Below are 20,041 nucleotides of genomic sequence, written 5' to 3' on the forward strand. Positions count from 1 at the left end.
GGAACACCGAGACCACACACACCATGCCACACCACACCACCACGGGGGAGCGACCGATGCGTGTTCTGGTAGCCCTGGGAGGAAACGCGCTGCTCCGGCGGGGGCAGAGCCCCGACGCCGACATCCAGCAGAACAACCTCCGCGCCTCGGTCACGTCACTGGCCAGGCTCGCCGAACGGCATGAGCTGATCATCACGCACGGGAACGGCCCGCAGGTGGGCGTGCTGGCGCTGGAGAGCTCCCAGGACCCCAACCTGACCAGGCCCTACCCCCTCGACACGATCGTCGCCGAGACCCAGGGCATGATCGGCTACTGGCTGCTCCAGGCGTTGCAGAACGCGCTGCCCGGACGGCAGGTCGCGGCGCTGGTCACCCAGACGCTCGTCTCCGCAGTGGACCCCGCGTTCGAGAATCCCACCAAGTTCGTCGGCGAGGTCTACAGCCAGGAGGAGGCCGAGAAACTGGCCCAGGAGTATGGCTGGACGATCAAGCAGGACGGGCGGTACTGGCGGAGGGTCGTGCCCTCCCCCACCCCGCAGCGGCTTGTGGAGACCCGGCTGATCGGCCGCCTGGTCCGCGAGGGCGTCCTGACCGTCTGCGCGGGCGGCGGCGGCATCCCGGTCATCCGCAACGAGAAGGGCCGGCTCCAGGGCGTCGAGGCGGTCATCGACAAGGACCTCACCGGATCGGTGCTCGCCGAGGCGCTGGAGGCGGACGTCTTCATGATGCTGACCGACGTGCCACGGGTGGCCAGGAACTTCGGCACCCCCCAGCAGGAGGACATCACCCACACCACACCCCACCAGCTGCGCGCCGAGAAGTTCCCGGCCGGCTCGATGGGCCCGAAGGTGGAGGCGGCCTGCCGGTTCGTGGAGACGACCGGCGACATGGCCGCGATCGGCATGCTGGACGAGGCGGAGCGGATCCTGGAGGGCATGGGGGGCACGATCGTCACCCCCAACGCCACCTGGCCGCTGGCCAGCACCCTCTGATCCGGGGTCCGGGTCCGCGTTTCGGCGGTCAGGCCCCGGTCCCCCCACACGACAGACCATCACTATCCAGGCCCGGTCAAGGGGGACACGACATGGCTCCGGTGGCGCAGCGGCTGTTCCGCACCAAACCCGCCGACGAGATCGTCGCCGAGGGCGGCCACGGCGAGGGCGGCGAACTGCGCCGGACCATGACCCTGTGGCAGCTCACCCTCTTCAGCGTCGGCGCCACACTCGGTACCGGCATCTTCGTCATCCTCGGCCAGGCCGTGCCGAAGGCCGGCCCCGCCGTGGTGGCCTCCTTCGTGCTGGCGGCGATCACGGCCCTGTTCTCGGCCCTGTCCTACGCCGAACTGGCCGGCACGCTCCCCGTCTCCGGGTCGTCCTACTCCTACGCCTACGCGACCCTGGGCGAACTGGTGGCCTGGGTGTGCGGCTGGTGCCTGATGCTGGAGTACGCCGTCTCGGTGGCGGCGGTGGCGGTCGGCTGGGGCGAATATCTCAACCGTTTCTTCCACGACCTGTTTGGCTGGCAGTTACCGGCCGCCATCACCCACTCCCCCGGCAGCCAGGGCGGCGTCTTCAACCTCACCGCGATCCTGATCGTCCTGCTCGCGACCTGGCTGCTGATGCGCGGCGCGTCCGAGAGCGCCGCCGCCAACGTGATCTTCGTGCTGCTCAAGGTCGCGGTACTGGTGTTCTTCTGCTTCGTGGCCTTCACCGCGTTCAACACGGGCAACCTGGCCCCGTTCGCCCCGCTGGGCATCGCCGGCATCACCGCCGCCGCCTCCCAGGTCTTCTTCTCCTACATCGGCTTCGACGCGGCGTCCACCGCCGGCGACGAGGCCAAGAACCCCCGGCGCGACCTGCCCCTGGCGATCGTCTTCTCACTCGTCATCGTCACGGTCGTCTACGTGGCGGTGGCGCTGGCCGCCGTCGGCGCCATGCCCTGGCAGCAGTTCGACCCGAACACCACCGAGGCCAGCCTCGCCCTCATCGCGAACCGGGCCACCGGCTCCACCTGGGCGGGCGTCATCATCTCCTTCGGAGCCGTCGTCGCCATCGCCAGTGTCGTCCTCACCGTGATGTACGGGCAGACCCGCATCCTGTTCGCGATGTCGCGCGACGGCCTGATACCGAAGATCTTCCAGAAGGTGGACCCGCGGCGCCAGGTCCCGGTGGCCAACACGCTCATCGTGGCCCTGTTCATCTCCGTGCTCGCCGGGTTCATCCCGCTGGGCCAGCTCGCCGAGGCCACCAGCATCGGCACCCTGTTCGCCTTCGCCATCGTCAACGTCGGCGTACTGGTGCTCCGCCGTACCCGGCCCGACCTGCCCCGCAGCTTCCGGACACCGTTCTTCCCGGTCACGCCGGTGCTCGGGGTGGTCTTCTGCGTCATCGTGATGTTCGGACTGGCCGGAGTCACCTGGCTGGCCTTCACGATCTGGATGCTGGTCGGCCTGCTCGCCTACTTCCTGTACGGCTACCGCCACTCCCGCCTCAACCGGAGCGTCCGTTGACTTCCGCCCCGGGGCCGCAGTCCGGGGTCTCCATGGTCAAGGAGATTCGATGAAGATCGAGCATGTCCTCGCCGGGTTCGTCCCCGAGCCGCGATGCAGGGACGGGCTGGCGCTGGCCGTACTGCTGGCCAGGCAGAGCGGGGCCCGGCTGACGGTGGCCTACGTGCACGCGCCCGCCTGGACCACGCCGGGGCCGGGCAAGGTCGACGCGGAGTGGCAGGCCTACGTGGCCGAGGACGCCGCCCATAGCCTCGAACAGGCACGGCGCCTGCTGGCGGACGTGCGCGACGTGCCGATCGACTACGTCCTCACCGGCAACCGGGGCAGCGGGCGCGGCCTGGTGCAGCTCGCCGGCCGGAGCAAGGCCGACGTGGTGGTCATCGGCCCCGCCCCCGGAGGCGTCCGGGGGCGTATCCGCCTGGGCAGCACCGCCGACCAGCTCCTGCACGCCTCCCCCGTGCCCGTCGCCCTGGCGCCCAGGGGATACGGCGAGGACCACCCGCCCGGAATCCGGCGACTCACCGTGGCCTACCGGCGCGATCCCGCATCCGACGAGGCGGTCCTGCGGGCCGCCGTGATCGCCGCGCGGATGGGCGTGCCGCTGCGTCTGATCACCCTGGTCGTGCGCGGCGGACGGCAGGCGAGGATGGAGGAGGAGATGCTCAACCGGCTGCGGGAGAGGGTCATGGCCGACCTCAGGGCCGCCGCCCGGGGTCACGGGCGTCTGGAGGTGGAGGTGGAGGTCCTGGAGGGCAGGAACGTGGCAGCGGCACTCGGCGCCACCGACTGCGAGGGGGCGATGCTGGTCTGCGCCTCCAGCGAAACGGGACCGTTGCGCCGGGTCTTCCTCGGCGACATCTCGTCGAAGATCATACGCTCCGCGCCCTGCCCGGTGATGATGTTGCCCCGAAACCCGCCCAGGAAGCCCGGGATCCTCGGTGAGCAGGGAAAACTCTGACGGGTCACCCGGAGAGATGGGACAAGTGTGGCGTTTGAGGAGGACCATACCGGATCGGATTCGGCATCTTTTTTCCAATCAGCTTGACCTTAGGCGCCCATCGCTTTACCGTCACTGTCCGTAACCACACCTCGCGGCGTTATCGGGTAAACCCCAACCTCCCCGTCACCGAAGGTGCTACCCCAGGCATCAACCCGGTGGTTGGGGCATATGTTGCGAGGGAGCACAATCAAGTGAAAGCAGCACATAACAGAGCCGGGGGGCCACACGATGCCGTCTGAGTACGCCAAGTCGCTGGGTGCACGACTCCGCGCGATCCGCACCCAGCAGGGCCTGTCCCTGCACGGAGTCGAAGAGAAGTCCCGTGGACGCTGGAAGGCGGTTGTCGTCGGCTCCTACGAGCGCGGGGACCGTGCCGTAACGGTGCAGAAGCTTGCCGAACTGGCTGATTTCTACGGAGTCCCGGTCTCGGAGCTGCTGCCAGGCGGCGCCGCCCCGAGCCCGCTCGGCCCGACACCGAAGCTTGTGATCGACCTTGAGCGTCTTGCCCAGCTCCCCAAGGAGAAGGCAGGCGCCCTCGCCCGCTACGCCGCCACGATCCAGAGCCAGCGTGGCGACTACAACGGCAAGGTGCTGTCCATCCGCCAGGAGGACCTGCGCTCCCTTGCCGTGATCTATGACAAGTCCCCCACCGAACTCACCGAGGAGCTCATCAGCTGGGGTGTTCTGGACCCCGAGGCACGTCGCGCCGTCGACTCCTTCTGACAGCCGTCCGGTCGTGGGTGCGCCGGTGACCGGCGTGCCCACCCCCGGTGGATCCGGCGAATCTCTCTCTGTTGCCAGAACCTCGCCTGCATACCGCCACGGTCGACGATCCCTGTGGTAGGAAAAGGCAAACATGGCATTTAACGAGATGTGGTGGACATGGCAGGGGGAGAGGATCGGCATGATCACTCTCGGAGGCGCCCGCGGAGCCGTATCGACACTCTCATGGCGCTGCTGGGATCGACCAAGACCCGTGCCTTCCTGAGACTGCTGACCTCCGTCGGAGGCGACAGGACCCAGGAGACCCTGAGGCTCCTGCCCTTCACCGTCATGGCGGTGGTGGCCCTGATCGACTTCGCCTCCGGCCCGACCGCCGGTCTTCTCCCCCTGCTCGCCCTCGGTCCGGCGTTCGCCAGCGTGGCCTGCGGGCTGGCCAGGACCACGCTGGTCGGCGTCGTCGCCCTGGCCCTGTGCGTCGCGCTCGGCCTCTACAACGACATCCTCTGGACCTCCCGCACCAACATCACCATGCTCGCCATCCTCGGTGTCACCGTGGCCAGCGTGCTGGCCAGCGCCGGACGGCTCCGCCACGAGCGCCAGCTCGCCGACGTCCGATCGGTGGCCGAGGCCGCCCAGCGCGTGCTGCTGCGGCCGGTGCCGCGCCGGGCAGGGCCGGGGATCGGCGTCGCCGTCTCCTACACCTCGGCCACCGCGGAGGCCCGGATCGGCGGCGACCTGTACGAGGTCGTCGCCACCCCGCACGGGGTCCGGATCATCGTGGGAGACGTCCAGGGCAAGGGCCTGGAGGCGGTGGAGACCGCGGCCGTGGTGCTCGGCGCCTTCCGGGAGGCGGCTCACGACGAGGCCAAGCTCCAGGGGGTGGTGACCCGGCTGGAGAACGCCCTGACCCGTGAGCTGTCCGGCGAGCAGTTCGTCACCGCGATCCTGGCCGAGATCATCGGCGGGGCCTCCATCACCGTGATCAACTGCGGCCACCCGTCACCCATGGTGCTCGGCACCGACGCCAAGCACTGGTTCGCCGACCCTCCGGACGAGGCGCTCCCCCTGGGCATGGGATCGCTGAAGGCCAGCGATCCGGTGCCGTACCAGATCCCCTTCGAGCCGGGCGACCAGGTCCTCTTCTACACCGACGGGGTCATCGAGGCGCGCAACGGGGCGGGAGAGTTCTATCCCCTCTCCGCACGGGCCCATCTGCTGAACGGCGCCGATCCGCAGCTCTCCCTGGACGCCCTCCGCGCCGACCTGCTGCGGCACGTGGGCCGTCCGCTGGGCGACGACGCGGCCATGCTCCTGCTGCGTCAGCGCGCGGCCCACCCGGCCGCCTCTACGGCGACCTCCACGGCGGCCTGATCGGCGGGATGCGCGGGCGGGCCGGAGCTAACCGGCGAGGGGGACGCGGCCGAGCAGCGTGGGCTGGGTGGGCACGCCCAGCAGCTTCTCCACCGTGGTGACGAACCGCTCCGCTTCGGAGATCAGCTCTTCCGCGTCCCGTGCCGACACCACGCGGGTCAGCCCCGCCTCGGCCGAGGCCCGCTTGGCCGCGCTCATCTCGAAGTAGGGCGCCCAGTCGGCGAGGCGCGGCTCGGCCTCAGGAAGCAGCTCCCAGGCGCTGCGCAGCTGGCGCCGGCGGCCGTCCATCGGGCGCGGCCGTGCCGCCAGGATGGCGGCCGCGGCTCTGAGCGCCGCCAGGTGGGCGGCGACGTAACGGGTGGCGGGGGTCCGGGCGGCGGCCGCCTCCTCCAGGCAGTCGCGCGCGTCGGACAGACGCGCCCGCGCGGCGGACGACAATCGGGGCCCGCCGGAATCGCTGAGCCGAGGGGTCATGTGCTTCAGCCTCCTAGATCGCAAGCGGCTCCCGGTGTTTTCGCCGGTGATGTCAACACTTGCAGACCCCACCGACAAATCCGCCGGGCGGCCGGACGAGGAGCTTCCCCTCTCCCCGTCCGCCCCGACCTGGCCCGATCGTCTGCGACGACGACGCGGACCCGATCGACCACCCTGGACGTGATCCGCGAGTCTCACGTCATTACATCGAACATAAATTCGATCACTCGTAGTGTCAAGTGAAGCGATGGACGGAAGCCCGCTACTCCCGGAAACGGCAAGGCCCCGGAAGATCGTGATCTCCCGGGGCCTTCACCTGCGGCTATCGGACGAACTTGCCCCTCACGTGCACCGGAACACCCTTGCCCAGCAGGCCGGGAAGCACCGCCGCCACGTTCATGGGGAGCCGGACGCAGCCGTGCGAGGCCGGGGCCAGCGGCACCGACAGCGCGCCGTGGAAGGCGATGCCGCCGTTGAAGAAGATCGGGTTGTAGAGCTGGCCGAGGTAGGACTTGTGCCAGCCGTCCCTGCGCCAGGTCGTCTTGTAGTCCCCCGTCGGCGTGCGGGCATCGCCGCAGAACCGCTGCACCTTGCCGCCCCAGGTCGCCGTCTCGCAGTACGGGATCCCGCTGCCGGAGGAGGTGTGGCTGATCAGCTTCACCCGGCCGCCGACGTAGAGGACCATCACCTGCGTGGTGAGGTTCATCTCGACCCGGGTCGGCTTGCCGCGGGGCACCAGCACCTTGGGCGCCTTCGGGGCCTCGAGCGCGGTCCACGTCCTGCGGGCCACGGTGCTGGTCGGTGCGATGCCGTTGACCTTCTGGAAGGCCCAGACGGCGGCCTGGGTGGCGCCGCCGTACCGGCTGTCGATCTTGCCCGGCAGGTAGCCGAGCTCCTTCAGCCGGGTCTGCAGCACCTTGACCGCGGCGCCCTTGGCGCCGATTTTGAGTGTCTTGCCGGGCGCGGCGAACGCGGCCGTCCCCGTCGCCGCCCCCGTCGTCCCCGTCGCCGCCGCTGTTGCCGCCACCGCGACGGCCGATGGCGCCGCGACGGCGGTCCGGGCGCTCGCGACCCCGGGGGAGCCGAGAGTAGAGACGAACACGGCCCCCGCCGTCATGAGCGCGGCCACTCCGAGCCGTCGGTCAACCCCCACCTGAAATCATCCCCTCATATAACTAATGCGTGGATCAAGGGACCATAGCGTATGGATCACCCGCCTCTACCATTAGTAATGAAGCGGTAATCAATGGTCGATCTGTTTAGAGTGGCCGCGTGCCAGAAAAGTTGCATCCCAACATTGAGAAGGTCGCCGCCGTCTTGGACGAGCACGGTGTCTCCGGTGAGATCGTCGTGTTCGCGGAGGCCGCCCCGACCGCGGTGGCCGCCGCCGCGCAGATCGGCTGCGAGGTCGGCGCCATCGCCAACAGCCTGGTCTTCGAGGCCGACGGAGACCCGCTGCTCGTCCTCACCAGCGGCGCCCACCGGGTGGACACCGCCCTGATCGCGGAGCAGGTGGGCGCGTCGAAGATAAAGCGGGCCGGCCCGGACTTCGTCCGCGCCGCCACCGGCCAGGTCATCGGCGGCGTCGCCCCGGTCGGCCACCCCGCCCCGCTCAGGACGCTGGTCGACACCTGGCTCGACCGGCACCCGGTGGTCTGGGCCGCAGCGGGCCATCCGCACACGGTCTTCCCCACCTCCTTCGCCGAACTCGTCCGCATCACCGGCGGCGTCCCGACGGACGTGGAGCGCTGACGGACGCCGGCTCCCGCACCGCGGGAGCCGGCGTCCGCGGTCCCGCCGCCGCCCGGCCGCGGGCGGAAGACCTGCCCGTCCCCGCTCCAGGGTCCGTGATCTCCAAGGCGGGGACGGCGGAAAAACGTTGATCTCCAAGGCGGGGACGGCGGAAAAGACGTTCGGCGAATCAGCGAGAACTACCAAACGTCACTTACGCACCTTTCACCGACCGGCGATGTCCGCCCTGCTAGGGTGCGTGGAGTGATCGGACTGCGACAGGTCGGCCCCGGGGAGTTCGCGACCCGGCTGGACGCGGTTCTGGAGATCTACACCGCGGCGATGAACCCGCCCGCCGACCAGTTGTCCGGGCGTAAGACGATCATGGGAAACCACGCCGTCCACCCGGGTTTCACCTGCCTGTTCGCCGAGCGGTCCGACGGGATGCCGGTGGGTGTGGCCTACGGCTTCCACGGGGCCGGTGGGCAGTGGTGGCACGACGTCGTCCACCAGGCCATGGCGGAGCTGTACGGCGAGGGCAGCGCGCGCGGCTGGCTCGGCGACGCCCTGGAGCTCGCCGAGATCCACGTCCACCCCGACTACCAGGGCAAGGGCATCGGCCGGACCCTGGTCACGGGCATGTGCGCCGGCCGACCGGAACGCACCGCCGTACTGTCCACCCGCGACCAGCCCACCGCGGCCCGCCACCTCTACCGCAGCGCCGGCTTCGTGGATCTGCTCACCCAGTTCGTCTTCCCGGGCGGCTACGAACGCTACGCGATCCTCGGGGCGGTGCTCCCGCTGAGCGGATGACGCCCGCCGACCGGCCCGCTGCTCGGGCGACGCGGCCGAAGCCGCCACCAACCGGCCCGCCGCTCAGGCGGTACGGCCGAAGCCGCCACCAACCGGTCCACTGCTCAGGCGGTACGGCCGAAGCCGCCCCGGCTCTCAGCGTGGGTGACGCCCGCCGACCGGAGGGGCCGACCGGAGGGGCCGGACGGGCCGGTCAGACGCCCAGCGTGGCCGCCTGGCGCTCGACGTCGAGGGCCTGGAAGACCTCGCGGGTCGCGCTGGAGCGGTTGAAGGTGATGAAGTGGATCCCGGGCACGCCCTCGTCGAGCAGGGTCTGGCAGAGCTCCGCGGCGTGCTCGATGCCCAGCCGCCGCACGGCGGCCGGATCGTCGGCGACGGCCGCGAACCTCGCCGCCACGTCCGCCGGGAACGGCGCGCCGGAGAGCTGCTCGGACCGGGCGATCGTGCTCATCTGGGTGACCGGCATGATGCCGGGGATGATCGGGGTGTCACAGCCCTTGGCCGCCACCCGGTCGCGCAGCCGCAGGTAGTCGTCCGCCTGGAAGAACATCTGAGTGATCGCGTAGTCGGCGCCCGCACGGCACTTGCGCACGAAGTGCTCGGTGTCGGCCTCCACCGAGGTCGACCTGGGGTGCTTGTAGGGGAAGGCGGCCACGCCCACGCAGAAGTCGCCGGCCTGGCGGATCAGCCGGACCAGGTCGTCGGCGTAGCGGACGCCCTCGGGGTGGCGCACCCACTCCCCCATGGGGTCGCCGGGCGGGTCTCCCCGCACGGCGAGGATGTTGCGCACGCCCGCGTCCGCGAAACGGCCGACCAGATGACGCAGCTCGCGGATGGAGTGGTTGACCGCGGTGAAGTGGGCGACCGGGGTCAGCGTGGTCTCGTGGGCGAGCCGCTCGACGATCTCGACCGTGCGGTCGCGGGTGCCGCCGCCCGCGCCGTAGGTGACCGACACGAACGACGGGCGCAGCGCCTCCAGCTCCCGGATGGCGCGCCAGAGCTGCCGCTCCCCCTCATCGGTCTTCGGAGGCATGAACTCGAAGGAGAACGACCGGCCACCGGCGGCGAGGATCTCGCGGACGGTGGGCACGCGGTCGGGAAGGACTGACGAGCGACCCAGAGCCATGACTCCTAGGGTACTGGTCACACCGCCGCTGCCAATAACCCCAATTAGTGGTGAAACACCCACCTCTACAGATAGGAGTCACTGCTAAGGCCCGATAATGTCATGGCATGACCAGTTCCGCAGCCGCGCTCGACACCATCCGCTCTGAAGTGGATCATTCACTCAGGGAATTCGTCGAGCGGCAGCGACCTCGGGTCAGCGCTCCCGAGGTGGCCCCTCTCATTTCGGCCGCCGAGGAATTCCTCGCGGGCGGAAAGCGGTTGCGACCGGCGTTCTGCTACTGGGGCTGGCGCGGCGCGGGAGGCGGCGAGGACCCCGCGCTCTTCACGGCCGCCGCCTCTCTCGAACTGCTCCAGGCGAGCGCCCTGGTGCACGACGACGTCATGGACGCCAGCGATCTGCGCCGGGGGATGCCGTCGGCGCACCGCAGGTTCCAGGCGCTGCACGAGAAGGCCGGCTGGCATGGTTCCGCCGAGCAGTTCGGCGAGGGCGCCGCCATCCTGCTGGGCAACCTGATGCTCATCTGGTCCGGTGAGATGTGGCGGGGCAGCGGCCTGCCGCCCGCCTCGCTCGCCGCGGCGCAGGAGGTCCACGACCACATGCGCACCGAGCTGATGTGCGGCCAGTATCTGGACCTGCTGGAACAGGCCACCGGCGAGAACAGCTTCGACAGCGCGCTGCGGGTCGCCCTCTTCAAGAGCGGCAAATACTCCGTCGAGCAACCGCTCCGGCTCGGACTGGTGCTGGCCGCGCGGGAGCGCGCACCGTGGATCGACCGGTTGTGCGAGGACTACGGCCAGTGCGTGGGCATCGCCTTCCAGCTCCGCGACGACATCCTCGGCGTGTTCGGCGACCCGGCGGAGACCGGCAAACCCGCCGGGGACGACCTGCGTGAGGGCAAGCGGACGATGCTCGTCGCCCGCACGCTCGCCGCGGCCTCCCCCGCCCAGGCGGAGGCCGTGCGGACCACGCTCGGCGACCCGGAACTGGACGTGGCCGGGGTCGAGCGGCTCCGCCAGATCATCGAGGAGACCGGGGCGCTCCTCGCCTGCGAGGAAATGATCAAGAAGTATCTCGAAGACGCCCTGGGCTCGCTGGACGACGCCCCGATCACCGCGGAGGCCCGCACGGCCCTGGCCGAGCTGGCCGTGGCCGCGACGTCGCGCCGCACCTGACCGGCTCCAGGACCGGCACCAGGACCGGCACCAGAACCGGCACGGAGCCGGTCACTCCGGGCCCGACCGCCCCGGACCCGCCGGACCGCGCCGGTCACCTCAGCCGGCCGCTCCGGTCCGGGTCAGCACGGGCCGGTCACCTCGCCTGACCGCTCCGGACCGGGTCACTCGGGCCGGGTCACCCGTGACCGGCCAGCCGCCGCTGGAACTCCTCTGCGGCCGCCTTCGGGTCGTCGGCCTCGGTGATGGCCCGCACCACCACGACCCGGCGCACGCCGTACGACATGACCTCGTCCAGGTTGGCGAGATCGATGCCGCCGATGCCGAACCAGGGCCGGTCCCCGGCCAGGGACGCGGCGTGCCGGAGCAGACCGGGCCCCGGGGCGTGCCGTCCCGGCTTGGTGGGCGTCGGCCAGATCGGGCCGCAGCAGAAGTAGTCGACCCCGGGTTCGACGGCGGCGGCGGACGCCTCGTCGGCGGCGTGAGTGGAACGCCCGATGAGGATGTCGTCGCCGAGCATCTCGCGCACGACCGGCACCGGCAGGTCGTCCTGGCCGAGGTGGAGCACGTCGGGACGGGCCGCGTAGGCGATGTCCGCGCGGTCGTTGACCGCCAGGAGCCTGCCGTGGCGGTCGCAGGCCGCACGGAAGACCTCAAGGAGTTCGAGCTCCTCGCGCGCCTCCAGGCCCTTCTCGCGCAACTGCACGATGTCGACGCCGCCGGCCAGGGCGGCGTCGAGGAAGTCGGCGAGGTCTCCGCGGTCACGGCGTCCGTCGGTGCACAGGTAGAGGCGGGCGTCAGAAACCGAGGGCCTGGGCACGTCGCTTGACCTCGGTATGGCGGCCCGCGACGATCGCGTCCACCGGTGAGCCCGGCAGTGTGTCGTCCGGGGTGAACAGCCACCGGAGCGACTCGACGTCGCTGTAGCCCGCGTCGAGCAGCACGGTGAGCGTGCCCGGCAGTCCCTTGACGACGTCGTCGGCGGCGATGAAGGCGGCGGGGACCTGGGGCTCTCCGCCTCCCCGGCGCACTCCGATGAGCTTGCGGTCCTTGAGAAGTTGCTTGGCGCGACCGGCGCTGAGGTTGAGCCTCCTGGCCACCTCGCTCAGGGTGAGCCACTCGCCCACCAACTGGTCGGTTTCCCGGTCGATCTGCGCAACAGAAAGCGTCACGAATCCACCACTACCACATCGAGCCCTTCGCCAAACACCTGGCGGCGAGGTTACGCCGCCGTACAGTCGCGCAACGCTACCGCAGGGTCGGCCAGACGCTCGACGTCGAGACGCTGCCCCCGCTCGATGAGGCGGCGGCCCTGGACGAGGTCGCGGGGACGGTTGACCGCGAGCACCGCCGTGAGCCTGCCCTCCTCGCTCACCCAGCAGACCCCCCACCTGGTGTCGGTCGCCGGATCTCCGCGCAGGACCAGGCGGCCGCCGTCGTGGTCCCCGGCGTACTGCACCATGTGGCCGAACTGCTCGGACCAGAAATAGGGCACCGGGTCGTAGACCGCCTCGTCACCCAGGAGGCTGGCCACGGCCACGTCGGGAGCCCCCAGCGCGGTGTCCCAGTGCTCGACCCGGAGGCGGCGGCCGTAGCGGCGCGACCACCAGGCCGCGCAGTCGCCCACGGCGACCACGTCGGGCAGCGAGGTGCGCAGGTGCTCGTCGGTGACGACCCCGTTGTCGAGTTCGACGCCGGAGCCGGCGAGCCACTCGACCGCGGGCCGCACCCCGACGCCGGTGACGACCACGTCGGCCTCGACCAGGGAGCCGTCGCCCAGGGTCAGCCCGCCCTGGTCGACCGAGGCGACCGCGGTGCCCAGGCGCAGGTCCGCACCCGCCTGGCCGTACCAGGAGACGGTGTGCGCGCCCACCGGGCCGAGGGCGGCGCTGAGGGGGACGTCGGCGGCCTCGACGACGGTCACCTCGCAGCCCGCCCTGCGGGCCGCGGTGGTGACCTCGGCGCCGATCCAGCCCGCGCCGATGACGGCGACCTTCGTGCCCGCGGTGAGCAGGGCACGCAGTTCCAGCGCGTCGTCGATGGTGCGCAGCACATGCTGCCTGCCGTCGCCGCGGAGGCGGATCGGGCGCGATCCGGTGGCGATCACCAGCCCGTCGTAGGCCAGCTCGCCCTCCGTGGTCTCCACCACGCCCTCGCGGAGCCCCTTGGCGACGACGCTCGCGCGAAAGTCGACCTCCAGGGCGTCCAGGTCGGAGTCGACGACCGTGGAGTCGGTCTCGCCCAGCAGGACGCTCTTCGACAGCGGCGGGCGGTCGTAGGGCCGGTGCGCCTCCTCCCCGATCAACGTGATCGTGCCGCCGAACCCGTGGGCCCGTAGTGCCTCGACACTTCGCACGCCGGCGAGGCCGGCGCCAACCACCACGACATGATTCACAACTCACGAGCCTAAACGGCCGGGACGACCCGCTACCAACGCGGTTCGATAACGAAAACGGTATTTAGCTCACATCCAGCGCGATGATGGTGTTGTCCGATGCCCTTAAGGTGGGAGGGACAAGACGCGCGGGAGCCCGGAACGCACCGGGCTGAGAGGAGGGCTGCGGAGCGACGAGGGCCGCGGTGGGCCCGGTGACGTGCGGGAAAGGTCGCGCCTCAGGCGCTGACGGGCACGGCACAGGGGCGGACGGCGATCCCGGTGCGGCCGCAAGCGAGCCCTCGACCGCCACGAACCTGATCCGGATCATGCCGGCGAAGGGAGCGGAGCACCTATGACGCACCACTTCGACGTCCTCGTCATCGGCGGGGGCATCGTCGGGCTGTCGGTGGCATGGCGTACGGCCCGGCGGGGCCTGAAGGTGGCGGTGGTCGATCCCGCACCCGCCTCGGGGGCCTCGCACGCGGCGGCGGGCATGCTCGCACCCGTCAGCGAGGTCACCTACACCGAGGAGCCCCTCCTCCGGCTGGGACTGGCCTCCCTGGAGCGATGGCCGGCGTTCGCCGCCGAGCTCACCGCCGACAGCGGCCACGACCTCGACTACCGCACCGACGGCACACTGGACGTCGCCTTCGGCGCCGACGACCTCGCGGTGCTGGACGATCTCGCCGCGTTCGTCGACAAACTGGGACTGCCCGCCGAGCGGCTCACCGGCCGCGAGTGCCGCCGGCTGGAGCCGATGCTCGCACCGGCCGTCCGCGGCGGCCTGCTGGCCGGGGCGGACGCGTGGGTGGACCCCAGGAGGGTCACCAGGGCCCTCCTGGCCGCTCTGGAACGCCGGGGCGGCGCTCAGGTGCGGGCCCGGGTCGCGGGGCTGGAGACGACCGCTGAGGCCGTCACAGGGGTACGGCTGGCGTCCGGGGAGACCGTCGGGGCCGCCCGGGTGGTCCTGGCGGCCGGGGCCTGGTCGGGCACGTTGGAGGGGCTGCCGCCCGAGGTGCTGCCGCCGGTGCGGCCGATCAAGGGCCAGATCATGCGGCTGCGCTCCCCCACGCCGATCCTGCGGCGTTGCGTGCGGGGCGTCGTGCACGGCGCGCACGTCTACCTCGTGCCGCGCGGCGACGGGGAGACGGTCGTCGGGGCCACCCAGGAGGAGATGGGGTTCGACACCCGCGTGACCGCCGGAGGGCTGTGGGAGCTGCTGCGCGACGCGCGGGAGCTGGTCCCCGGCGTGACGGAGCTGGAGCTCGCCGACGTGATCGCCGGACTGCGCCCCGGCACCCCGGACAACCTGCCGCTGGTCGGCCCGACCGCGCTGCCCGGCCTGTCCCTGGCCACGGGGCACCACCGGGGCGGGGTACTGCTCGCCCCGCTCACCGCCGACCTCTGTTCCGGCGAGGCCGGCCCCGAACTGTCGGCGATCTGCTCGCCGCTGCGCTTCCAGGAGCATTCTTGAACGTGACGATCAACGGCGCCTCGCACGAACTGCCCGCCGGGGCCACCGTGACGCAGGCCGTACGGACGCTGACCGAGGTCAGGAGCGGCGTGGCCGTGGCGGTGAACGACGAGGTCGTCTCACGGGGCGCGTGGGACGCGACGGCGCTGGCGGAGGCCGACCGGGTCGAGGTGCTGACCGCGGTGCAGGGAGGGTGACGGAGATGGACGACGACCTGATCATCGGCGGGGAGAAGTTCTCCTCCCGCCTCATCATGGGCACCGGGGGCGCGCCCTCGCTGGAGGTCCTGGACCAGTCGCTCGCCGCCTCGGGCACCGAGCTGACCACGGTCGCGATGCGGCGGCTGGATCCGGCCTCACGGGGTTCCGTGCTCGACGTGCTGCGCCGGCGCGGCATCAAGGTCCTGCCGAACACCGCCGGCTGTTTCACGGCCGGCGAGGCCGTGCTGACCGCCAGACTGGCCAGGGAGGCGCTGGAGACCTCCTGGGTCAAGCTGGAGGTCATCTCCGACGAGCGCACCCTGCTTCCCGACCCGATCGAGACGTTCGACGCGGCCGAGCGACTGGTCGCCGACGGGTTCACGGTGCTGCCCTACATCGGCGACGATCCGGCGCTGGCCCGGAGGCTGGAGCAGGCGGGCTGTGCGGCCGTGATGCCGCTGGGCGCGCCGATCGGCTCGGGACTGGGCATCCGCAACCCGCACAACATCGAGCTCATCGTGGAGTCCGCCGGGGTGCCGGTGATCCTGGACGCCGGAATCGGCACGGCCAGCGACGCGGCCCTGGCGATGGAGCTGGGGTGCGACGCGGTGCTGCTGGCCACGGCGGTCACCCGGGCGCAGCGGCCGGAGCTGATGGCGCAGGCCATGCGCTCGGCGGTCGTCGCGGGCCGCCAGGCCCGGCTGGCCGGACGGATCCCCCGGCGGCGCTACGCTGAGGCCTCCTCACCGATGAATCCATAAGAAACGGCCAACTTCTCGGCATCGGTTTGGAACACGAGGACCCTGCGGGCATCAAATCGCCCGTAAACTCAGCCGCGTGGACACGACGCTTACGGACCCCCTCGTCGGGAAGCTCCTCGACGGGCGTTACCGCGTTGAGTCCCGGATTGCCCGGGGCGGCATGGCGACCGTCTATGTGGCTCTGGACATCCGGCTCGACCGCACGGTCGCGGTGAAGGTGATGCACCGTTCCCTCGCCGAGGACCCCGCGTTCGTGCGGCGGTTCATCGGCGAGGCCAAGTCGGTTGCGAGCCTCTCGCATCCGAACGTGGTGCACGTCTTCGACCAGGGCACCGACGGAGACAACGTCTACCTGTCGATGGAGTACGTGCCGGGACGCACCCTGCGCGACGTGCTCCGCGCCCGGGGCAGGCTGCCCGCCCGCGAGGCCCTCGAGGTCATGATCCCGGTGCTCGCCGCGCTGGGCGCCGCGCACCAGGCCGGGCTGGTTCACCGGGACGTCAAGCCGGAGAACGTACTGCTCAGCGACGACGGCCGGATCAAGGTGGTGGACTTCGGCCTGGCCCGTGCGATCGAGGCGACCAACCAGACCCGTACGGGTGTCATGATCGGCACCATCGGCTACATGTCGCCCGAGCAGGTGACCTCCGGAGCAGCCGACGTCCGCAGCGACGTCTACTCGGCCGGGATCATGCTGTTCGAGCTGATCACCGGCCGTCAGCCGTACGAGGGCGACACTCCCATGTCGGTGGCCTACCGGCACGTGCACGACAGCGTGCCCATGCCCTCGGCCCTGCTGCCGGAGATCTCACCGCTGCTGGACACGCTGGTGGCCCAGGCGACGGCGCGCGATCCCGCGGACCGCCCGGCGGACGCGACCGCGCTGCTGGTCGCCGCGGTGGAGGCGCACCGGACCCTGCCTCGGGAGAGCGGCCCGGTGCCGTCCGTCCCCGTCGGCCCCGCCGGCGCCGTGCACGGGCAGGGCTCGGCGCCCCCGCCCGCCAACCACACCCTGATCCAGCCGCGCGTCGACCTGCTCACCAGCCCCGTCTCCGACCACGCCCCGCCCGCCTCCCCGGCGCGCAAGCAGTTCCGGCCCAACTGGTTCGTGATCACACTGGCCGTGGTGATGGTGGCCGCGGTCGGGGTGACCGGCTGGCTGTTCTCCCAGAGCACCACCATCGTGGTGCCCAAGCTGGTCGGCAAGAACGTGACGATCGCCGAGGGCGAGGCCAAGCAGATCGGCTTCGTCGTCGAGATCGGCAAGGCCGAGAACAGCGAGGACGTGCCCAAGGGCAACGTGATCCGGACCGACCCGGTGGCGGGTGCCGAGGTGGAGGGCAAGTCCAAGCTGATCCTCATCGCCTCGGCGGGCCCCAAGCGGATCCCGGTGCCCAACGTCGTGGGCCTGGACGAGAACAGCGCGCGGACGAAGCTGGCGGAGGTCGGACTGGTCGTCAGCGGCGCCAAGAAACAGGCCAGCGAGACCGTGCCGCGCGGCCAGGTGATGAAGACCAGCCCCGCGGTGGGCAACCAGGTCAAGGAGGGCAGCAAGGTCGCCCTGGTGATGAGCGCGGGCCTGCTCGCGCCGGACGTCAAGGGCATGCCCCGGGACCAGGCCGACGCCATGCTGCGGGGCGCGGGCTTCGTGCCCGAGTTCGTCGAGCAGACCGACGCCGCCCAGCCCTGCACGGTCATCGCCCAGGACCCCCAGCCCAACGCGGAGATCGACAAGGGCGCCGTCATCCGGATGACCCTGTCGCAGTGCAACAACGGCGAGTGGCATTGGCCCTGGGAGAACAACGACCAGAACGTCAACGAGGACCGGCAGATCGTCGTCGTCCCCAACGTGCTGTTCAAGGATCTGCGGGCCGCCCGCGACGAGCTGCGCGCGGCGGGGGTGAAGGTGAAGGTGAAGAGGGGCTCGGGGCGGGCCACGGTCCTGGCCCAGCTCCCGCCGGGCGGGCAGCAGGTTCCGCCGGGCACCGAGGTGACCCTCTGGCACTGAGCGACCGGGGCGCGCTGCCCGGGGTGAGAGGGCCGGCCCCCACGGGGGCCGGCCCTCTTTCCCGATCTCTCCGAGGAGACCGTGCAGGTTGCCTGCCCTCTCAGACGTTCTTCCTGTTCCTGGAGCTTCGGCACAAGGTCGAGATCCACCAGATGACCGGCCGCCTCGTCGAATGCCCGATCGACGAGATGAACCGGCCCCGCGGCCGCCAGCAGGCCAAGCGTCGAGGACGTGTGAGGCCAGTTCGGCGACGACCACTTAGCGCACTGATGCTGACCGAACCGCCTCGCTCACCTGGGCCGGTGCGGTGCGCCAGGGGGCGCCGTGGCCGGGGAGCACCCAGGATGCCGACAGTCTGGCGATCCGGTCGAGGGAGGAGAGCGCTTCGGCCGGGTCGTCGGTGAAGGGCGCGGGCTGGGGGCCTGTGCGGCCGGTGAGGACGTGCCGCGTGGTCAGGGCGTCGCCGACGAAGACCGCGTCGGCGAGCGGGACGTGCACCGCCACGCTGCCCGGGGAGTGCCCCGGCATGTCCACGATCACCGGTTTGCCGGGCAGGTCCAGGACGTCGCCGTCACCGATCTCGGTGACCTCGCCGACGTAGCGGGTGCGCAGGCCGTTCTTGCGGATGGAGTACCCGAAGAATCCGAGCGTCGGGCCCAGGCGCATGGGGCCGACCGCGACCTTGGGCTTTTCTCCCGTGCGGGTGCGGACGGCGTCGGCGGCGTGTACGAACACCGGTACGCCGTGCTCGCTGCGCAGGCGTTCGGCGAAGCCGATGTGGTCGGAGTCGCCGTGGGTCAGCACGAGTCCGCGGATGTCGGCGACGGACTTGCCCAGGGAGCGGAGTTCGCGCTGCAGGTCCTGCCAGTGGCCGGGCAGTCCGGCGTCGATGAGCGTGATGCCCTCGGCGGTGTCGACGAGATAGCACGCCACGAGATCGTTGCCGAGGCGGTGCAGATGGGGTGCGAGTTTCATGGGACTTCTTTCGGAGGCCTGGGCGGCTGGTGACAAGGTGAGGGCAAGGGCTGCGGCAGCGCTGGTCAGCCCGTCAGGTCGTGCAGTGCGGTGATGACGGTGCGGCCGGTGGGGGTGGTGAAGTCGCGCACCATGCTCGTGACGAGGCTCGCCACCGACGTCACCGTGCCGCCCGCTGCTTCGATCTGGCGCAGTGCCGCGTTCTCCGTGCGCTCCGATATGCCGCCGCTCGCGTCGACCAGGACGATCACGTCGTAGCCGTCGGCCAGGGCGGCGAGTGCGGTGTGCAGGACCACGATCTCTGAGGTCACGCCGCAGATGGCCAGTGTTTTGCGGGCCTGGGCGGTGATCGCTTCGCGCCATGCCCGGTCGTCCCAGCAGCACGGTCCGCCGCGCACGAACGGGGATGTTTCGGGAAGTTCGGCGATGACGCCGGGTCCGTCGGGCCTGGGGGCGACCGACACGGTGAACGGGATGTCCAGCGTTTGGGCGACCTTGCCGAGCACCCCGGCCGAGCGCCTGATGGTCTCGGGGCTGTTTGTGCTGCTCAGGGCCACGATGCTGTCCTGCAGGTCGGCGAAGACGATCTGCAGGGTGCGATGATCGATCATTGTTCTCATCCAAAATCATTCATAGGCTGAATTATTTGAAGACGGTAGCATGCTGGTTGTGAACGATGTCAAGTGGAGCGAGACCCTCAGCTTCCGGCTCGGCGCCCTGGGCGCACTGGTCGCCGATCAGTACGCGAAGGCTCTGGCCGTCCACGATCTGAAGCCCAAGCACGTCGGCCTGCTGGGCGTCCTCGACTCGGGGTTGGCCGCCTCACAGCTCGAGATCGCCCAGCTGCTGCGGGTGGCGCCCAGCCTCGTGGTCTCCCTCGCCGACCGCCTCGAATCCATGGGCGCCATCGAGCGGCTCCGCGCCCCGGCCGACCGTCGCCGCCAGATCCTGAGCCTCACCGACAAGGGGCGCGACCTCCTCGCGGAATGCACCGCTAAGGCGCTCGCTCTCGACGCGAAACTCGCCGCCGACCTCACCTCGTCCGAGCAGACCGCGCTCAGCGCGGCGCTCGGCCGCCTGGCGGTCTCCTATGGTCTACCCGTGCGCGAATGATCAGCTGCGGGGGTATGGCAATGAGGCGACGCTCATGGGACCCTCTGCCCACCTTCCGCCGCTCGTGAGCCTCATCGACTGATCGGGGTTTGTGGATGTCAAGCCCATGGGCCGGGGGGAAGGTGAGCCTTCGGACGGGTCCCCGGTTGTTCCTTGGAGTCCCGGTGGTGATCGCGGAAAATCCAGCGGATGCCGCCGACCTTGCCCAGGT

At 70.7% G+C, this 20,041-nt stretch carries 21 protein-coding genes; 13 read left to right on the plus strand and 8 right to left on the minus strand.

The window, feature by feature from the left end:
• The first annotated feature begins 56 nt into the window (after positions 1-56).
• The 5 genes from arcC (at position 57) to OHA77_RS07465 (ending at position 5,603) form a co-directional block, all read left to right on the plus strand.
• Positions 57-992: a carbamate kinase gene (arcC, locus tag OHA77_RS07445; RefSeq protein WP_406317018.1), complete on the plus strand. Its 936-nt coding sequence runs from the start codon at positions 57-59 to the stop codon at positions 990-992.
• A 92-nt stretch (positions 993-1,084) separates the two neighbouring features.
• A complete protein-coding gene (locus tag OHA77_RS07450; RefSeq protein ID WP_406317019.1) occupies positions 1,085-2,509 on the plus strand; it encodes an amino acid permease in 1,425 nt (474 codons plus the stop codon).
• Between the two features lie 49 nt (positions 2,510-2,558).
• On the plus strand, positions 2,559-3,467 hold the full coding sequence (locus tag OHA77_RS07455; RefSeq protein WP_406317020.1) for a universal stress protein: 909 nt from the start codon (positions 2,559-2,561) through the stop codon (positions 3,465-3,467).
• A 270-nt stretch (positions 3,468-3,737) separates the two neighbouring features.
• Positions 3,738-4,232 (plus strand): transcriptional regulator, encoded by a 495-nt coding sequence (locus OHA77_RS07460; protein WP_326821388.1) that lies wholly within the window; start codon positions 3,738-3,740, stop codon positions 4,230-4,232.
• A gap of 225 nt (positions 4,233-4,457) precedes the next feature.
• Positions 4,458-5,603: a PP2C family protein-serine/threonine phosphatase gene (locus OHA77_RS07465; RefSeq protein ID WP_406317022.1), complete on the plus strand. Its 1,146-nt coding sequence runs from the start codon at positions 4,458-4,460 to the stop codon at positions 5,601-5,603.
• Between the two features lie 27 nt (positions 5,604-5,630).
• Here the strand turns inward: OHA77_RS07465 and OHA77_RS07470 are convergent, their stop codons facing one another.
• On the minus strand, positions 5,631-6,077 hold the full coding sequence (locus OHA77_RS07470; protein ID WP_406317024.1) for an SAV_6107 family HEPN domain-containing protein: 447 nt from the start codon (positions 6,075-6,077) through the stop codon (positions 5,631-5,633).
• Between the two features lie 322 nt (positions 6,078-6,399).
• The gene (locus tag OHA77_RS07475; RefSeq protein WP_406317026.1) at positions 6,400-7,230 is read right to left on the minus strand and encodes a peptidoglycan-binding protein; all 831 of its coding nucleotides are present in this window, start codon (positions 7,228-7,230) and stop codon (positions 6,400-6,402) included.
• Between the two features lie 119 nt (positions 7,231-7,349).
• Between OHA77_RS07475 and OHA77_RS07480 the strand changes: the two genes are divergently transcribed.
• Both OHA77_RS07480 and OHA77_RS07485 read left to right on the plus strand, forming a co-directional pair.
• Positions 7,350-7,829 (plus strand): YbaK/EbsC family protein, encoded by a 480-nt coding sequence (locus OHA77_RS07480; RefSeq protein ID WP_406317027.1) that lies wholly within the window; start codon positions 7,350-7,352, stop codon positions 7,827-7,829.
• A 243-nt stretch (positions 7,830-8,072) separates the two neighbouring features.
• Positions 8,073-8,621, plus strand: coding sequence for a GNAT family N-acetyltransferase (locus OHA77_RS07485; protein ID WP_406317028.1), 549 nt, complete (start codon positions 8,073-8,075; stop codon positions 8,619-8,621).
• 193 nt (positions 8,622-8,814) lie between these two features.
• Here the strand turns inward: OHA77_RS07485 and metF are convergent, their stop codons facing one another.
• A complete protein-coding gene (gene metF, locus OHA77_RS07490) occupies positions 8,815-9,747 on the minus strand; it encodes a methylenetetrahydrofolate reductase [NAD(P)H] (protein WP_406317029.1) in 933 nt (310 codons plus the stop codon).
• A 107-nt stretch (positions 9,748-9,854) separates the two neighbouring features.
• Between metF and OHA77_RS07495 the strand changes: the two genes are divergently transcribed.
• Positions 9,855-10,922 (plus strand): polyprenyl synthetase family protein, encoded by a 1,068-nt coding sequence (locus tag OHA77_RS07495; RefSeq protein WP_326821381.1) that lies wholly within the window; start codon positions 9,855-9,857, stop codon positions 10,920-10,922.
• A gap of 178 nt (positions 10,923-11,100) precedes the next feature.
• Here the strand turns inward: OHA77_RS07495 and thiE are convergent, their stop codons facing one another.
• The 3 genes from thiE to OHA77_RS07510 are packed head-to-tail and all read right to left on the minus strand — an operon-like array spanning position 11,101 to position 13,305.
• A complete protein-coding gene (gene thiE / locus OHA77_RS07500; RefSeq protein WP_326821380.1) occupies positions 11,101-11,742 on the minus strand; it encodes a thiamine phosphate synthase in 642 nt (213 codons plus the stop codon).
• Positions 11,720-12,094 (minus strand): Rv2175c family DNA-binding protein, encoded by a 375-nt coding sequence (locus tag OHA77_RS07505; RefSeq protein ID WP_326821379.1) that lies wholly within the window; start codon positions 12,092-12,094, stop codon positions 11,720-11,722. The genes thiE and OHA77_RS07505 overlap by 23 nt, the downstream gene beginning before the upstream one ends.
• 50 nt (positions 12,095-12,144) lie before the next feature.
• On the minus strand, positions 12,145-13,305 hold the full coding sequence (locus OHA77_RS07510; protein WP_406319797.1) for an NAD(P)/FAD-dependent oxidoreductase: 1,161 nt from the start codon (positions 13,303-13,305) through the stop codon (positions 12,145-12,147).
• 346 nt (positions 13,306-13,651) lie between these two features.
• Here OHA77_RS07510 and thiO point away from each other — a divergent pair, with 346 nt between their 5' ends.
• The 4 genes from thiO (at position 13,652) to pknB (ending at position 17,742) form a co-directional block, all read left to right on the plus strand.
• Positions 13,652-14,773 carry a glycine oxidase ThiO gene (gene thiO, locus OHA77_RS07515; RefSeq protein ID WP_406317030.1) on the plus strand — a complete coding sequence of 374 codons (1,122 nt, stop codon included), beginning with the start codon at positions 13,652-13,654 and terminating at the stop codon, positions 14,771-14,773.
• Positions 14,774-14,775: 2 nt separating this feature from the next.
• Positions 14,776-14,970: a sulfur carrier protein ThiS gene (gene thiS, locus OHA77_RS07520; RefSeq protein WP_406319798.1), complete on the plus strand. Its 195-nt coding sequence runs from the start codon at positions 14,776-14,778 to the stop codon at positions 14,968-14,970.
• A 5-nt stretch (positions 14,971-14,975) separates the two neighbouring features.
• The gene (locus tag OHA77_RS07525; RefSeq protein ID WP_406317031.1) at positions 14,976-15,734 is read left to right on the plus strand and encodes a thiazole synthase; all 759 of its coding nucleotides are present in this window, start codon (positions 14,976-14,978) and stop codon (positions 15,732-15,734) included.
• Positions 15,735-15,810: 76 nt separating this feature from the next.
• Positions 15,811-17,742 (plus strand): Stk1 family PASTA domain-containing Ser/Thr kinase, encoded by a 1,932-nt coding sequence (gene pknB / locus OHA77_RS07530; protein WP_406317033.1) that lies wholly within the window; start codon positions 15,811-15,813, stop codon positions 17,740-17,742.
• A 258-nt stretch (positions 17,743-18,000) separates the two neighbouring features.
• Here the strand turns inward: pknB and OHA77_RS07535 are convergent, their stop codons facing one another.
• Both OHA77_RS07535 and OHA77_RS07540 read right to left on the minus strand, forming a co-directional pair.
• The gene (locus OHA77_RS07535; protein WP_326821373.1) at positions 18,001-18,717 is read right to left on the minus strand and encodes an MBL fold metallo-hydrolase; all 717 of its coding nucleotides are present in this window, start codon (positions 18,715-18,717) and stop codon (positions 18,001-18,003) included.
• A 65-nt stretch (positions 18,718-18,782) separates the two neighbouring features.
• Positions 18,783-19,337, minus strand: a complete 555-nt coding sequence (locus OHA77_RS07540) for an isochorismatase family protein (protein WP_406317035.1) — start codon at positions 19,335-19,337, stop codon at positions 18,783-18,785.
• A 40-nt stretch (positions 19,338-19,377) separates the two neighbouring features.
• Here OHA77_RS07540 and OHA77_RS07545 point away from each other — a divergent pair, with 40 nt between their 5' ends.
• Entirely contained in the window at positions 19,378-19,830 is a 453-nt protein-coding gene (locus OHA77_RS07545) for a MarR family transcriptional regulator (RefSeq protein ID WP_326821371.1), read from the plus strand.
• Positions 19,831-20,041 lie beyond the last annotated feature (211 nt).

This window comes from Streptosporangium sp. NBC_01639 (assembly GCF_045209755.1).
GTDB lineage: Bacteria > Actinomycetota > Actinomycetes > Streptosporangiales > Streptosporangiaceae > Streptosporangium.